The 15,702-nt window shown below is 57.6% G+C and carries 13 protein-coding genes; 8 read left to right on the forward strand and 5 right to left on the reverse strand.

Annotation, left to right across the window (positions count from 1 at the left end; genetic code table 11):
* The first annotated feature begins 66 nt into the window (after positions 1-66).
* From KQI10_RS08555 to KQI10_RS08565, 3 genes are all read left to right on the forward strand, one after another.
* Complete coding sequence (locus tag KQI10_RS08555; protein WP_216567003.1) at positions 67-1,260, forward strand: acetate/propionate family kinase; 1,194 nt, start codon at positions 67-69, stop codon at positions 1,258-1,260.
* 224 nt (positions 1,261-1,484) lie between these two features.
* On the forward strand, positions 1,485-2,690 hold the full coding sequence (gene pepT, locus KQI10_RS08560) for a peptidase T (RefSeq protein WP_216567004.1): 1,206 nt from the start codon (positions 1,485-1,487) through the stop codon (positions 2,688-2,690).
* Positions 2,691-2,767: 77 nt separating this feature from the next.
* Positions 2,768-3,925, forward strand: coding sequence for a DUF4317 domain-containing protein (locus tag KQI10_RS08565; protein WP_216567005.1), 1,158 nt, complete (start codon positions 2,768-2,770; stop codon positions 3,923-3,925).
* A 43-nt stretch (positions 3,926-3,968) separates the two neighbouring features.
* Here the strand turns inward: KQI10_RS08565 and KQI10_RS08570 are convergent, their stop codons facing one another.
* A complete protein-coding gene (locus KQI10_RS08570; protein WP_216567006.1) occupies positions 3,969-4,583 on the reverse strand; it encodes an AAA family ATPase in 615 nt (204 codons plus the stop codon).
* A gap of 107 nt (positions 4,584-4,690) precedes the next feature.
* The gene (gene gltX / locus KQI10_RS08575) at positions 4,691-6,337 is read right to left on the reverse strand and encodes a glutamate--tRNA ligase (protein ID WP_216567007.1); all 1,647 of its coding nucleotides are present in this window, start codon (positions 6,335-6,337) and stop codon (positions 4,691-4,693) included.
* Between the two features lie 359 nt (positions 6,338-6,696).
* On the opposite strand from gltX, the gene trpS reads away from it, so the two are divergent.
* Entirely contained in the window at positions 6,697-7,719 is a 1,023-nt protein-coding gene (gene trpS, locus KQI10_RS08580) for a tryptophan--tRNA ligase (RefSeq protein WP_216567008.1), read from the forward strand.
* A gap of 176 nt (positions 7,720-7,895) precedes the next feature.
* On the opposite strand, the gene KQI10_RS08585 is transcribed toward trpS, so the two are convergent.
* The 3 genes from KQI10_RS08585 to KQI10_RS08595 are packed head-to-tail and all read right to left on the reverse strand — an operon-like array spanning position 7,896 to position 11,413.
* Entirely contained in the window at positions 7,896-9,113 is a 1,218-nt protein-coding gene (locus tag KQI10_RS08585) for a U32 family peptidase (RefSeq protein WP_216567009.1), read from the reverse strand.
* A 1-nt stretch (position 9,114) separates the two neighbouring features.
* On the reverse strand, positions 9,115-10,854 hold the full coding sequence (gene mltG / locus KQI10_RS08590) for an endolytic transglycosylase MltG (RefSeq protein WP_216567010.1): 1,740 nt from the start codon (positions 10,852-10,854) through the stop codon (positions 9,115-9,117).
* Positions 10,855-10,867: 13 nt separating this feature from the next.
* Entirely contained in the window at positions 10,868-11,413 is a 546-nt protein-coding gene (locus tag KQI10_RS08595) for a DJ-1 family glyoxalase III (RefSeq protein ID WP_216567011.1), read from the reverse strand.
* 180 nt (positions 11,414-11,593) lie between these two features.
* On the opposite strand from KQI10_RS08595, the gene KQI10_RS08600 reads away from it, so the two are divergent.
* The 4 genes from KQI10_RS08600 to KQI10_RS08615 are packed head-to-tail and all read left to right on the forward strand — an operon-like array spanning position 11,594 to position 15,521.
* Positions 11,594-12,526: a carbohydrate kinase family protein gene (locus KQI10_RS08600; protein WP_216567012.1), complete on the forward strand. Its 933-nt coding sequence runs from the start codon at positions 11,594-11,596 to the stop codon at positions 12,524-12,526.
* 3 nt (positions 12,527-12,529) lie between these two features.
* The gene (locus KQI10_RS08605) at positions 12,530-13,330 is read left to right on the forward strand and encodes a PfkB family carbohydrate kinase (protein ID WP_216567013.1); all 801 of its coding nucleotides are present in this window, start codon (positions 12,530-12,532) and stop codon (positions 13,328-13,330) included.
* Positions 13,327-13,980, forward strand: coding sequence for a GNAT family N-acetyltransferase (locus tag KQI10_RS08610; RefSeq protein ID WP_216567014.1), 654 nt, complete (start codon positions 13,327-13,329; stop codon positions 13,978-13,980). The genes KQI10_RS08605 and KQI10_RS08610 overlap by 4 nt, the downstream gene beginning before the upstream one ends.
* Positions 13,980-15,521, forward strand: a complete 1,542-nt coding sequence (locus KQI10_RS08615; protein ID WP_216567015.1) for an alpha-amylase family glycosyl hydrolase — start codon at positions 13,980-13,982, stop codon at positions 15,519-15,521. Before KQI10_RS08610 ends, KQI10_RS08615 begins: the two co-directional genes overlap by 1 nt.
* Positions 15,522-15,702 lie beyond the last annotated feature (181 nt).

Consider the following 15,702-nt stretch of genomic DNA (forward strand, 5'->3'; position numbering starts at 1 on the left):
TAATAGCATCGATATTGTATCACAAATCAAAGCAAAAGAAAACAATATTTTTAGGAGGAGATTCCAATGAACGTTTTGATTATCAACGCCGGCAGTTCTTCCCTGAAGTACCAGCTGATGAACCCCGAGACCGGGGACGTTGCTGCCAAGGGCCTGTGCGAGCGTATCTACATTGACGGCCGTCTGACCCACAAGGTGGGCGACAAGAAGGTTGTCAAGGACATTCCCATGCCCACCCATTCCGAGGCTATTTCCGCGGTTCTGGACATTCTTGTTGACCCTGTTGAGGGCGTCATCAAGTCCGTTGACGAGATCGATGCTGTAGGTCACCGCGTGCTGCACGGCGGCATGGAGTTCTCCGACTCCTGCATCATCAACGACGAGGTCATCAAGGCCATCGAAAAGTGCATCCCTCTGGGCCCCCTGCATAACCCCGCCAACCTGATGGGCATTCGTGCCTGCCAGGCCGTTATGCCCAACACTCCCCAGGTTGCCGTGTTCGACACCGCTTTCCATATGACCATGCCCCCCAAGGCTTACCGCTATGCCATTCCCAAGGAGTACTATGAGAATGACGACATCCGCCGCTACGGCTTCCACGGCACCTCTCACAAGTATGTTGCCAAGCGTACCGCGGAGCTGGTCGGCAAGAAGAACTTTAAGATGGTCAACTGCCATCTGGGCAACGGTTCCTCCCTGTCCGCCATCAAGGACGGCAAGTGCATGGATACCTCCATGGGCTTGTCCCCTCTGGCCGGTGTGCCTATGGGTACCCGCTCCGGTGACATCGATGCCTGCGTTGTGCAGTTCATCTGCAACAAGTACAACATGAGCGTGGACGACTGCCTGACCATGCTGAACAAGAAGTCCGGTATGCTGGCCCTGTCCGGTGTGTCCTCCGACTTCCGTGATCTGGGCGAGGGCGCCGAGAAGGGCAACGAGGACTGCGTTCTGGCTCTGGAGAAGTTCTCCTACGAAGTCGCCAAGTACGTGGGCGCTTACGCCGCCGCTCTGAACGGCATCGATGTGCTGACCTTCACCGCCGGTGTGGGCGAGAACGACGGCCTGGTCCGGGCTATGGTCTGCGACTACCTGGGCTTCATGGGTGTCAAGCTGGATCCCGAGCTGAACAAGTCCCGCGGCAAGGAAATGGTCATTTCCACCCCCGACTCCAAGGTTCAGGTCTGGGTGGTTCCCACCAACGAAGAGCTGATGATCGCTCAGGATACCGCTGAGCTGGTCAACGCCGCCAAGAAGTAAATAGTAAGCCAAAGGGGCTGTTAGAGAAGTATGTCGCTGCGAGCCAGTGACCGATGTCACTGGCGTGGCAGCCCCCCGGTTGAATGAAAATAGCTTGGTTTTACTACCAAGATGTTCAAAAATCCGGGGGATTGCCACACCAGCGTGCGCGCTGGTTCGCAATGACAGTGCGTTTTCTAACAGCCCTTTTTCCGTTATCATTCATCAAAGAAAGGAAGACCAACATGGAATCAGTCGAAAAGCGCTTCCTGCGCTATGTAAGCTACGAAACCACTTCGGATGAGATGTCCGAAACCTGCCCCTCTACCGCAAATCAGAAGGTTCTGGCCGCTGCCATTGTGGAGGAAATGAAGAGCATGGGCATTGCCGATGCCCATATGGACGAAAACGGTTATGTCTACGGCACGGTTCCCGGCGACGAGAGCCTGCCCACCATCGGCCTGATTGCCCACATGGATACCGCTCCGGATGCCAGCGGCGCCAATATCAAGGCCCGGATCGTGGAATTCAACGGGGGAGATATCCTGCTGAATGAGGAAAAGGGCATCTATCTCCGGGAGCGTGATTACGCGTCTCTGTCCCACAACAAGGGCAAGCACCTGATCGTCACCGACGGCACGACCCTGCTGGGCGCGGACGACAAGGCCGGTGTGGCGGAAATTCTGACTGCCGCCGAAATTCTGCTGCGGGAGGGCGGCAAGCACGCCACCCTGAAAATCGGCTTTACCCCCGATGAGGAAATCGGCCGGGGCGCGGACAGGTTTGATGTAAAGGGCTTCGGCGCGGACTATGCCTACACCGCCGACGGCGGCACAGTGGGCGAAATTGAATATGAGAACTTCAACGCCGCTTCCGCCTGCGTTACCTTCCATGGCCTGAATATCCATCCCGGCTCCGCCAAGGACAAGATGGTGAATTCCCAGTATATCGCCATGGAATACCAGAGCCTGCTGCCCGCCGCCCAGAAGCCGGAATATACGGATGGCCACGAGGGCTTCATCCACCTGACCGATATGCAGGGCGAGGTGGAAAACAGCCGGCTGCGCTATATCATCCGGGATCACGACATGGCGAAATTCCAGGAGAAGAAGCGTCTGATGGCCGCCATTGCCGATTTTCTGAACGACAAGTACGGCGCGGGCACAGTGGAGATTCAGCTTCGGGACAGCTACTTCAACATGCGGGAAAAAATCGAGCCCTGCATGGAGATCGTGGAACGGGCCAAGAATGCCATGCGTCAGGCGGGGATGGACCCCAGAGAGGTCCCGGTCCGCGGCGGTACCGACGGCGCGAGACTATCCTTCGAGGGTCTGCCCTGTCCCAACCTCTGCACCGGCGGCGAAAACTACCACGGCCGCTTTGAGTATATCCCCGTGGAGGATATGCATCAGTGCGTCCGGATGCTGGTGAACATTCTGCGGATGGTGTAACTTCCTTTTTGTACTGGATTTTTCCGAACACCTGTGCTATAATGGCCAAGCATTTCGTACAAAAGCGAGGTTAAACCATGAACGACAAGGAAATCGGCGAGATCCGCCGCCATCTGCGGCGGGATCGCAGCAATATTACGAAAATCTACGGCTGCTTTGTCAATGACAATAAGGAGATCATCACGGAATTCAGCCAAAGCACCGGCATCATGCTCGAGAACGAGGGGGACAAGTATTTTGCCCTCTTCAAGCGGGTGCTTTCCGGCGCCATCGGCAAGAATCTGATCGATATCACCTTCAAGACCTCCCAGGTGGCGAACAGCCCCGAGCACAAGCTGCTGATGGATCTGCGCGCTTCCAAGCTGGCGGACGATGAGCTGCTGCACGGATTTTTCCAGAAAATCATCGACTCCGTGGTTATGGAGGGCAATTATCTGATCCTTATGGGCTGCGACAGCTACGATGTGCCCTTTAAGGGCAAGGACGATCTGTCCGACTCCGACAAGTCCGAAGAGGTGTACACTTACATTGTCTGCGCCATCTGCCCGGTCAAGCAGACCAAGCCGAATCTGCACTATGTCCCCGAGGAAAAGCTCTTCCACGATGGGGCTATGAACCAGCCGGTCAGTGCCCCGGTACTGGGCTTCCTGTTCCCGGCCTTTGACAACCGGGCTACGAACATTTATAATGCCCTGTACTACACCCACGACATCAAGGTCAGTCAGGACGCGCTCATTGAGGCTCTGTTCAATACCCCTGTCCCCATGCCCGCCGCCGAGCAGAAAAAATGCTTTGAGTCACTGCTGACCACGGCCCTGGGGGAGGAGTGCAATCTGGACGTTGTGCAGACCGTTCATGACCAGCTGTGCCAGCGCATTGAGCTGCACAAGGAGGCCAAGGTCCCGGAGCCTTTGATGATTGCCAAGGCGGACGTCAAGGAAGCGCTGGCCTCCTGCGGCGTATCCGAGGAGCATCTGGCGAAGTTCAGCGTGGACTATGACGAGACCTTCGGCTTTGAAGCGGACCTGCATCCCAAAAACATCATCGACAGCAAGCGCTTTGAAATCAAGACCCCGGATGTGTCCATCAAGGTGGACCCCACCCGGAGTGATCTCATCGAGACAAGGGTCATCGGCGGCGTGAAGTACATCATGATCTGCGCCGATGAAAATGTTGAGGTCAACGGCGTCAGCATCCATATTGACGAAGAGAAAAAGGAACCCGCGCAGGTATAAAAAAGTCCCGCAGCCAAACGGCTGCGGGATCAATTTCTATCGCTTACTTTTTCTTGGACTGCTCGATTGCGTTGATGATGATCTGGGCGCACTGATCAAAGCCCAGAGTGCTGGAACGCAGGCAGAGGTCATAGTTCTGTGCCTGACCCCAGGTGCGGCCGGTGTAGTGCTGGTAGTTCACCCGGCGGCGCTTGTCTTTTTCGTTCAGACGCTGCTCGGGGGTCTTATCGGTCTCGCCGTAGAGCTCTACGATGTGCTTCTCCCGGAATTCCCGATCAGCGCTGACATAGATGTGCAACGCGTCAGCCCGGTCCTTCAGGATATAGTCCGCATTCCGGCCTACGATGACGCAGGGGCCCTTGTCAGCCAGCTGCAAAATAACGTTGCACTGGGCGTTCCACAGATAGTCTGCCGTGGACAGGCCGTTCATGATGCCGGGCACGCCCTGGGGCGCGAAGGCATAGGAGAACACACTGCCGCTGGGGGAGTGCTCAGAATGCTCTTCCACGAATTTCGGCGCGAAGCCGGATTCTTTTGCAATATCTTCAACGAGTTTGCCGTCATAGAAAGGAATCCCCAGTTTATCCGCGACCAAATGGCCAATGGTACGTCCACCGGCACCAAACTCACGGCTGATGGTAATGATTTTCTTTTCCATAACATCGCCTCCAATGCGTTTTTTTGATACCTACATTATAGTCAATTTGACGGGAAAAGTCAATCCGTCATAGCCCATGCCGGGAAAATTTACAAAAGGGCTTTCTCTCAGGCCAGGGTTTCCAGGGCCGCGTGAATCCTTGCGGTGGTACGGTCCTTCCCCAGCAGCTGCATAACGGTGTACAGATCCGGGGAGTTGGTTTTACCGGTAACAGCCAGACGCAGGAAGGTGGAAACGTCCGCCACGGTGCCGGGATAGGCTTCGGGATCCTGCTTGTAGGCCTTCATATCGGTGGTAAAGCCGATGGCCTCCGTAATGGCTTTGACCTTGTTGAACCAGACAACGGAATCATCCGCCATGTCAAAGCTCTCCAGAAAACGTTTCAGCACATCGGCAATCACCGCTTTGTCAAACTTCGCGTCAAATACGGGCTGTTCCAGGTATTCGTCATAGAAGAAGCCCATGTAGTCCCGGGCGTCCTTCCAGGTAGCCAGATCTTTTCTGGGTTTCCTGCCGCCCCGGCCGATGGCCAGGATGGCCTTGGCATAGGAGGGATCTGCCTCCAGCTTTTCGGCAAAGTCCGGCTGGAATTCTTCTGCCCACCCGGTAAGCTGGGCGTAAACATCCTCGGCGCTCATGCGGGAAATGACATTCTTGGAAACATCAATGAGCTTGGCGTAATCAAACAGGGAGCCCGCGGGATTCAGCTTCTTGGGGCTGAAGGGGAAGGTATCGATGTCCGCGTCGGGATTGGCCCGCCGCCAGTCCTCAAAGTTGGAGTTCAGCACGGTCATCAGGTATTCCCGCATGGCGCTGGTGGAGAAGCCCTCCGCCTTGTAGTAGGTCAGCGCCAGTTCCGGGTCTTTCCGCTTGGAGAGCTTCCGCTTGGAATTGCCGTCCATCTTCATGAGAGGTCCAATATGGACGTACTTGGGCAGCTTAAAGCCCAGAGCCTGGAACAGCTGGATATGGAAGGGCAGGGTGGACAGCCACTCGTCGCCCCGGACCACATGGGTGGTGCGCATCAGGTGGTCGTCCACGGCGTGGGCAAAGTGATAGGTGGGAATGCCGTCGGATTTCAGCAGCACATGGTCCACGTTGTTCTCCGTAATGGTCAGCTTGCCCTTTACCAGGTCGTCAAATTTGAACTGGTGCTCAATGGAGCCCGTAGAGCGGAAGCGGAGCACCCAGGGGTTACCCGCTGCCAGCTGTTCCCTGATTTCCTCCATGCTCCGGTCACGCCAGACGGCATAGGGGCCGTAGTAGCCGGTGGTCTCCTTGTTGGCCTCCTGCTTTTCCCGCATGGCGGTCAGCTCCTCTTCCGTGCAGAAGCAGGGGTAGGCCTTGCCCTCGGAAACCAGCTTTTTGGCGTACACATGGTAAATGTCCGCCCGCTGGCGCTGCCGGTAGGGGCCGTAATTGCCGAAGTCGCCGTCAATGGTGGCGCCTTCGTCGAAGTGGATGTTGTAGTGCTTCAGAGATTCAATCAGAACCTCCACGGCTCCGGGAACCTCCCGTTTGGCATCGGTGTCTTCTACACGCAGGAACAGAACGCCGCCCGACCGGTGGGCCATCCGCTCGGAGATCATGCCCTGTACCAGGTTGCCCAGGTGCACGAAACCCGTGGGAGAGGGGGCCATTCGGGTAACGACCGCCCCTTCGGGCAGGTTTCTCGGCGGAAACCGCTCCTCCAGTGCTTCAGGCGTGTCGGTCACATCCGGAAACAAAAGCTCAGCAAGTGCTTGATAATCCATAGAATCTACCTCTTTGTATAAAAATCTAGCATAGAGTATACCATATTGTGCCGGAGAAATCAATTCAAAAGCGCTTGACTTTTCAAAAAGATGGTGATAGGATAAGGAAAAATCAGGGAGGTAATGGCAATGCTGCATGTTTCCAATTTGTTCGCGGCGTGGCTCGTGTGGGCTTGGTGGCCTGGAAACGAGCTTACATTGTCATGCCCGGATTTTTGAGAAGGTTTCTCAAAATGTGAAAAGCAATGTCGGTGTAGGCCTGAAAGTTGGTCTGTGCCGATTTTTTTATTTTGAGAATTCTCTTGCGTAACCAATTTTGCTATGATAAAATGAAGAAAACGAAAAAGGAAGCGTTTATTATGAGCGAAGTAACACAGGAAACCCCCAAGAAAAGAATGCTCTCCGGCATCAAGCCCTCCGGTGATCTGACCCTGGGCAGCTACCTGGGGGCGGTGAAAAACTGGGCTGAGCGGGCGGACGACTATGACTGCTTCTATTTCATGGCCGACCTCCATGCCATTACCGTTCGCCAGAACCCCGCGGACCTGCGCCGCCGGACACTGGAGCAGTTGGCCCAATACATTGCCTGCGGTCTGGACCCCGAAAAGAACACCCTGTTCATCCAGAGCCATGTCCACCAGCACGCGGAGCTGGGCTGGGTGCTGCAGTGCTATTCCATGTTCGGTGAGCTGAGCCGCATGACCCAGTTCAAGGACAAGTCCGCCAAGAATGCCGACAATATCAACGGCGGCCTGTTCTCCTATCCCAGCCTGATGGCTGCCGATATCCTGCTGTACCAGCCGGATCTGGTGCCCGTTGGCGAGGATCAGAAGCAGCACGTGGAGCTGTGTCACACCATTGCCCGCCGGTTCAACGGCGTCTATGGGGACGTCTTCAAGATGCCGGAGCCCTTTGTGCCCAAGGTCGGCGCGCGGATCATGAGCCTGACCAATCCCGCTGCCAAAATGAGCAAGTCCGAGAACGAGGACACCGGCCGCGTCATCCTGATGGATACCCCCGAGACCATTATGCGTCAGTTCAAACGTGCCATTACGGACTCCGATACGGAGAACTGCGTCCGTTACGACAAGGAGAACAAGCCCGGTGTTTCCAACCTGATGACCATCTACGCCGCCTGCACCGGAAAGACCTTCGAGCAGATCGAGGCGGAATTTGCCGGACAGGGCTACGGCGCGTTCAAACCCGCCGTGGGCGAGGCTGTGGTGGAGACCCTGCGTCCCATCCGGGAGGAAGCCGCCCGCATCATGAAGGACAAGGCTTATCTGGAGCAGGTCTATAGGGCCGGCGCCGAGAAGGCAAGCTATGTGGCTGAGAAGACCCTGCGGAAGGTCTATAAGAAGGTCGGTTTTGTTGCCCGCTGAATTAGTTGTTTTTGTGCCCTCTCCCGCAGCGCGGGAGAGGGCCGCATTGCGTCTCCTCCCGGGAGATCCGGACAGAGGGGAGAGAATTGACAGCCGGAAGCCGTAATATGTGAGAAAGCAGGACCCCCATGCCGTGGGTGAGACACGTTGGCATGGGGGTCCTGTTATAAATGAAATTATTTTGCGGACAACTCCACCGCTCTGCGGAGTATGGAGAATGGGGGCACGGGCTTTGGCAGCTGCATGGTAAAGTTCATTTGGGGCGTTCGGGGCTGCTCCAGAGGCATGCCCTCCATGTCGGCCATAGCTCCCGCGCCGAAGGCAAAGGGCTTGCTGTCCGGACCAACGCACTCCAGAGGATCTCCCTGGGAAAACTTGTTGCGCAGAGAGCACACGGCGAGACCGCTTTCATCGCAGCTTTCCACCATGGCAACAATCTGCCACTGGCGGATATAGCGGGAGGTCTCGGTGTACTGGCCCGGCTCACCGTAGTAGAAGCCGGTGGAATAGACCCGGTGGGAAATGTGATCCACCTCATTCCGCCAGACGGGATCAGGGGCAAGGCCCTGGGCGACGGCGTCGATGCAGTGCCGGTAGGCCCCGGTGACGATGGCGGCGTAATAGCCGGATTTGGCCCGGCCCTCCAGCTTGACGCAGTCCACTCCGGCGTCCATCAGATCGTCCAGGTGGTCAATCATGCACATATCCCGGGAGTTGAGAATGTAAGTGCCCTTTTCGTCCTCGTAGACGGGGAAGTATTCCCCGGGCCGCTTTTCCTCCATCAGGGCGTACTGATAGCGGCAGGGCTGGGCGCAGGCGCCCCGGTTGGAGTCCCGGCCCGTCATGTAATTGCTCAGCAGGCAGCGGCCGGAATAGCTGACGCACATGGCCCCGTGACCGAAGGTCTCGATTTCCAGTTTGGGGTCTGCCTTTTCCCGGATGGCGCGGATTTCCGGCAGGCTCAGCTCCCGGGCAAGGACTACCCGGCTTGCGCCCAGGTCAAACCAGCTCTGGGCGCAGGCGTAGTTGGCGATGGACTGCTGGGTGGAGACGTGGCGCTGGCAGTGAGGGGCGTATTTCCCGGCCAGGGTGAAAGCGCCCAGATCCGCCAGAATCAGAGCGTCCACCCCGGCGTCGTCCAGCTGCTCCAGATATTCCGGCAGGTGAACGATCTCGTCATTGCGGGGCATGGTGTTGACAGTCACATGGACCTTGACCCCATGGTCGTGGGCAAAGGCCACGGCTCCGGGCAATTCCTCAGGAGAGAAATTGCCCGCGAAGGACCGCATACCGAAGCTGGTCCCGGCCAGATAAACGGCGTCCGCACCGTAAAGAACGGACATATTCAGCTGTTCCATATCCCCGGCAGGGGAAAGAAGTTCCAGTTTTCGCATTTTATCCTCGAATAGCCTCCCGGAATGCCTCATGCTCTTCCAGAGTGGAGGAGAAGTGGTGGGTGCCCACGGCGGGATCCAGGATATAGTAATAGTATTTGGTGTTCTGCGGAGCCAGAGCGGCCTTGATGCTGTTCAGGCCCGGGTTTGTAATGGGCCCCGGGGTCAGGCCGGTGTGCAGATAGGTGTTATAGGGGGTGTCGGTTTGCAGGTCTGCCTGGGTCAGGTCTGTCTTGCCGTCCAGACCGTAGATCACGGCGGCGTCGATGTTCAGATAGGCAGGCGTGGAGCCCCATGCATACAGGCGGTTATAGATGACGGAGGCGATGGTGTAGCTTTCCTCGGCACTGGCGGATTCCTTTTCAATCAGGGAGGCCACCGTGATAACATCGGCCATGGACAGCATATGGGAGGAGATATACTCCGAATCTCTGCCGTTGTTGGTCATCAGCTGCACCAGATAGCCGTTCAGGCTGTCCAACTGACCGCGAATGCTCTCGTCCACTCTGGAATCAAAGTTGTTCAGCATTTTGTTCAGAACATTTTCGGCGGTGTCGTTGGTATAGAATTCGTAGGTATCGGGGAAGAGGTAGCCCTCCAGACAGTACTTGTCGCCCCGGGTCAGGCCGTCCAGGAACCAGTGGTCGCCCAGATCGCCGGTGGCGGCGTAGCTCTCCAGAGCTTCCACGGTGCAGACCCGCTTCTCCTGCAGCAGCTCAAAGATCTGGCGGCAGCTGGAGCCTTCGGGAATCATAATGGTGACAACGCTGCGGTGGGAGCTGGGGGACATCATGTTTACCAGTGCGTGGTAGTCGTACAGGGTGTTCAGATCCCAGATACCGGGCTGAATTTCACCTTCGTCCACAGCGAAGCTGGCATAGAGCTTGAACAGACCCGGATAGCGGATCAGGTTGGCGCTTTTCAGCTTCTGGGCGATATCGTCAATGTCGTCGGTGGAGGAGATGGTGATGGTCACCTTGTGATCCTCCCGGCCGAAGGCCAGCACGTCTGCCGCGCAGACCCAGATCATCCGGCCCAGCGTAACGCCGATGGCCAGAATAATGGCGATCCAGACCAGTGTCACAAGGATGTTGGGAATGCCCAACAGGCCCTCGCCCTTCCGCCGCTTGGGGCGGCCCTTGGGGGCGGGGTGATCCCGGACAGGAATCTCATCCTCTGCTTCCGGTTCGGCGCTGAAAAGCTCCTGAAAGTCGGCGTCCTCTTCCGTGAGGGGCACGTCCTCCACGGGCACATCGTCGGGAATTTCGCTGTAGTCGTCAATAGTCTCCGGGAGTACCTCCTCCGGTTCTTCCGGAAGGTCTTCGGAAATACCTGCGGTGTAGTCCGGATCCGGAGGCTCGTGTAAGCCATCGAAGCCGGCATCGGTGGGCGCTTCCCCATAGGAAGCGTTTTCCGGTTCTGCCGCGGCTTCCTGACTGTCTTCGCCGGGGGCCTCCTCAAAAGAGAGAGGAATATCCAGAGCGTCCGTCTGGAATGCGGGGGCCTCGGCGGCGTCTTCCGGGTCTGCCGCGGCTTCCTGACTGTCTTCGCCGGGGGTCTTCTCAAAAGAGAGAGGGATATCCAGAGCGTCCGTCTGGAATGCGGGGGCCTCGGCGGCATCTTCCGCTTCCGGCTCATCTTTGTGCAGGAAGCGCCCCTTGTAGGGCCCCTCGGGGGAGGGAGCGGCGTCGTCCCTGGCTAAAAAGCGGGGCTTGCCCTGCTCGTTGGGATTGTCTTGCATGAGTGGGTCTCCTTTAGGTTCGAATCACGATTTGCCGTGCGACGCGCTGGGCCTCCTGCTCGCCCTTCAGGGCATCAACCAGTGCCAGCGCGAAGGGCACGGCGCAGCCCGCGCTGGTGCCGGTAATCAGGCGGCCATCCCGCATAACCGCGGCATCAATGGCCAGATGGGCGTTGCCCATTTGCTTCTCGCAGCCGGGATAGCAGGTGACGTCCCGGCCGTCGGTGATGCCCAGGTCTGCCAGCACGGTAGGGCCGGCGCAGATAGCAGCAACAAAGCGGCTGTGCTCCCAGGCCCATTTCAGAGCGTCCAGAGCTGCCTGACTGGCCCGGGCGCTGGCAACGCCGCCCAGTCCGCCGGGCAGCACGATCATATCCAGAGCGTCAAAGTCCATTTCCTCCGGCAGAATGTCGGCCTCTACGCCGATATTGTGGCTGCCGTAAACGGTCTCGCCCGTAATACCTACGGTTTTTACTTCAACCCCGGCCCGCCGCAGCAGGTCTACAGGGGTAATGGCCTCAACTTCTTCAAAGCCGGTGCCCAGCAATACATAAACCATATGATTTCCTCCATGGCAAAAGCTTACCCAATTTTTAGACGGATAGCATATACGCTTTTACAATATAGCATATTTCCCCGGAATTGTCCACACATTTTGGCGATTCTTAATGGTTGCGGGATTGCAAATGGATAAAAAATCGGTATAATAGAGGCAGCAGTAAGAGAAAGGGAGAGGAACATGGGAATTGTAGTGATCGGCGCGGTGTTCGTAGATATCAAGGGATACCCGGATGCGAATTTTATTCCGGGAGGACGGAACGCCGGGCGTGTGGAGCAGATCTACGGCGGCGTGTCCCGCAACGTAACGGAGGATATTGCCAACTGCGAGCTTCGGCCCACTTTTGTAAGCCTGGTGGACGATACCGGCACAGGAGCGGATGTAATCCGACGCCTGAGCAACCATAAAGTGGACACCCGCTATGTCCGGCAGGTGCCGGACGGCATGGGTACATGGCTGGCGGTGTTTGACAATGACGGGGACGTGGTGGCGTCTATTTCCAAACGTCCCAACCTGATGCCCATTCTGGACATACTGGAGGAGCAGGGCGACGAGATATTTGCCCAGGCGGACAGCATCGTCATCGAGGTGGACGTGGACAAGGCCATTATGAAAAAAACCCTGGCGCTGGCGAAAAAATACGGGAAACAGGTCTACGGTGTGGTGGCCAATATGAGCATCGGACTGGAGCGCCGGGATTTTCTGAAGGAGCTTGCCGCTTTTGTCTGCAACAGCCAGGAGGCGGGGCTGCTGTTCTGCACGGATTTTTCCGATATGGAGCCGGAGGAACTGGCGGAGGAGATCGCCCGGAAGATCATCCAGGCCAGAATCCCCAGACTGATCGTGACCATGGGCTGCCGGGGCGCGGTCTATGCGGATATGGATGGAAATAAGGGCTGGTGTCCAGCCCGGGCGGTAGAGGTGAAGGACACCACCGGGGCGGGGGATTCCTTCTGCGCCGGTCTGGCGGTTGGCCTGACCTACGGAAAGACCCTGCGGGAGGCCTGCGAGATCGGTACCCATCTGGCGGCTTCGGTCATTGTTACGACGGAAAACGTGTGCCCCCGGTTCCTGCCGAGAGAGCTGGGGCTGGACATGGATGTGCCGGACTGAGCCATGGAATACAAACGTGTTTTAACAGTCCAGGACCTGTCCTGTCTGGGCCAGTGCTCTGGCAGCATAGCGTTGACCACACTGGCCGCCTTTGGCTATGAGACCTGCCTGCTGCCGACGGCCCTGCTCTCTGCCCATACGGCCTTCCGCGGCCCCTATGTCTGCCAGCTGACGGACAGCATCGGCCCCATTGCCGGGCACTGGAAGCGGGAAGGCATTCGGTTTGACGCCATTCTCACCGGCTATCTGGGCGCGGCAGAGGACATTGCCCCGGTGCTGGGGCTGATCGACGACCTGCTTGCCCCCGGCGGGGTTTGCGTCGTGGACCCGGCTATGGCGGACAGCGGAAAATTCTATTCCGGCCTCAATGAAGCCTATGGCGATGCCATGCGGGGGCTTTGCGCCCGGGCGGATGTACTGCTGCCCAATCGGACGGAAGCATCCTTTTTGACCGGCCTGCCGGAAAGCGCGCCTGCCGCGGCCCTTTTGGAGGCGCTGCCCCAGAAAAACGCCATTCTGACCGGCAGTATTTCCACCCCGGAGGAAACAGGCTTTACAGTGAAAGAGGGAGAAACCATCCGGGAATATCGCCAGAGAAAAGTTCCGGGCCGGTACTTTGGCACAGGCGATCTGTTTGCCGCCGTGCTGACGGGGAAGCTCCTGCGCGGTGCGTCCCTCCGGGACGCGGCCTGTATGGCCGGTGAATTTACCTCGGAAGCGGTCAAATTGACATATGAAACGGACAAGCGGAGTTACGGCCTGAAATATGAGCCGCTGCTCCATCGATTGGGAGGTTCGTTATGAAGAAGGAAACGCAGCTGAAGACAAAACGCCTGCTCCTGGTCCCCATGACCCGGCAGGAGTTGGAGCAGACCATTGCCCGGGAGGAGAACCCGGATCTGAAGCAGGCCTATGGGGAAATGCTGGCGGGCGTGGATGCCGATCCCGGGAACGCCCTCTGGAATACGCCTTGGGCCATGCGGCTGAAAAAGGAGGGGACCTGTATTGGGGATCTGGGCTTCAAGGGCGCGCCGAAAAAGGGAACTGTGGAGCTTGGCTATGGTGTTCTGAAGGAATATGAGGGCCGGGGCTACACCACGGAAGCAGTGGGAGCCATGATCGACTGGGCCTTTTCCCAGGACGGTGTCTACGCCATCGAGGCGGAGGCCGGAAATGCCGCCTCTGCCCATATTCTGGAAAAGCGGGGTTTTCAAAAAGACGGCGATGGGGAAGAAGGACCCCGTTACCGCAGAGAAAAGCCCAAGAGTGCCTGGATGACGGTGTACATGTGTCTGGGCCTCAGCATTGGCATGAGTCTCGGCAGTATCTCTGACAATATGACCATCGGCATGTGCATTGGCATGTGCGTGGGTATGAGCATTGGCATGCTGCTGGACGATCAGGAGAAAAAACGCCGGGCGAAGGTCACTGGCGAAACGGAGGAGAAAGCCTGATGGCCTGGTACGATTCGGCGGTTTTTTACCATATCTATCCCCTGGGCCTGACGGGCGCCCCGGAAAAGAATGCCTACAGCGCGCCTGTTTCCCGTCTTCGTACCCTCTGGCCATGGGTGGAGCACATCCGGGAATTGGGCTGCAATGCCCTTTACATCGGCCCGCTCTTTCAGTCCGTGGGCCACGGCTATGAGACGACGGATTATTTTACGCTGGACAGCCGTCTGGGCACAAATGAGGACTTGAAGGACTTTGTGGCGTACTGCCACGAAAAGGCCATCCGGGTGGTGCCGGACGGAGTTTTCAACCATGTGGGCCGGGACTTTTTCGCATTCCGGGACTTGTTGGAAAACCGGGAGAATTCCGGCTGCCGGGATTGGTTCTGCAATGTGCGCTTTGACCGGGATAACAGCTTCCACGATGGGCTTTCCTACGAAAACTGGGGCGGCTACGATCTGCTGGTCAAGCTGAACCACGCCAATCCGGCGGTGCGGCAGTATCTTCTGGACGCGGTGGGCTTCTGGATCGAAGAATTCGACATTGACGGCATCCGTCTGGACGCGGCGGATGTGCTGGACTTTGGCTTTATGGCGGCGCTGCGCGGCTTTACGGACAGCAAAAAGGGAGACTTCTGGCTCATGGGTGAGGTTATCCACGGAGATTACGGCCGCTGGCTGGCCCCCGGAATGCTCCACTGCGTCACCAATTACCGCCTGCACAAGGCACTGTACTCCGGCCACAACGACCACAACTATTTCGAGATCGCCCATACGGTCCGGGAGACCAGCCAATGGAAGCTCTATAATTTTGTGGACAACCATGATGTGGCCCGCATTGCCTCCAAGCTCAGCGCAAAGGCCAATTTCCTGCCGGTCCATGTGCTGCTGTATACCCTGCCGGGGATCCCCTCGGTGTACTATGGCTCGGAATTCGGCATCGAAGGGAAAAAGGAACGCTGGTCAGACCGAAATCTGCGGCCGGAGCTGCATCTGGAGGATTTCCGGGGAAATGATCAGGCGAAGCTGATCGCGTCCCTGGGCCGCCTGCACGGGGCTCTGCCGGAGCTTTCCTATGGCGGCTATGAAGAGCTGACGCTGACCAATGAAACCTTTGCCTTTGCCAGAAGCCTGGACGGGAAGCGGACCGTTGTCTCTGTGAACAATGCCAATACGCCCAGGACGGTATCCGTGGATTCTGGTTTCCGGGGGGCGCTGCTCGGTCTGCGGGCACAGAACGGACAGGCGGTGCTGCCGCCCCATTCCGGGGAAATCTGGACGGCGGAAGACCGGGATTTGTCCATGCCGGAGCCCCTGAAGATTTCCTTTCAGCCTCCAAAACCCGAGCCGCGGCAGCCTCTGCAGGTGGATATCCAGCCGGTGCCCGCCGCAAAGCCTTATGACGAAATGACGGTGGAGGAGCTGCAAAGCGCAATCCTCGCAAAGCTCGCCGCCAACGGCCCCCTGACAGACCGGATGCGTCGGGAAGTGGCGGAAAATGTCTACCGGGATTCCCTGCTGAACTGGGTCAGGAGCTTCCGGTAAGAAATTCCCTGCGGGGCGACCAGCCCCGCAGGCGAAAAAAGGAAAAATAAGGGTTGACTTTTTCCGGGATATATGCTATTATATCCGAGCTGTCAGGGACAGCAAGTGAATATCCGGGTGTGGCGAAGTTTGGTATCGCGCTTGAATGGGGTTCAAGAGGCCGCTGGTTCGAATCCAGTCA

Source organism: Pseudoflavonifractor sp. MSJ-30 (genome assembly GCF_018918045.1).
Classification (GTDB): Bacteria; Bacillota; Clostridia; order Oscillospirales; family Oscillospiraceae; genus Faecousia.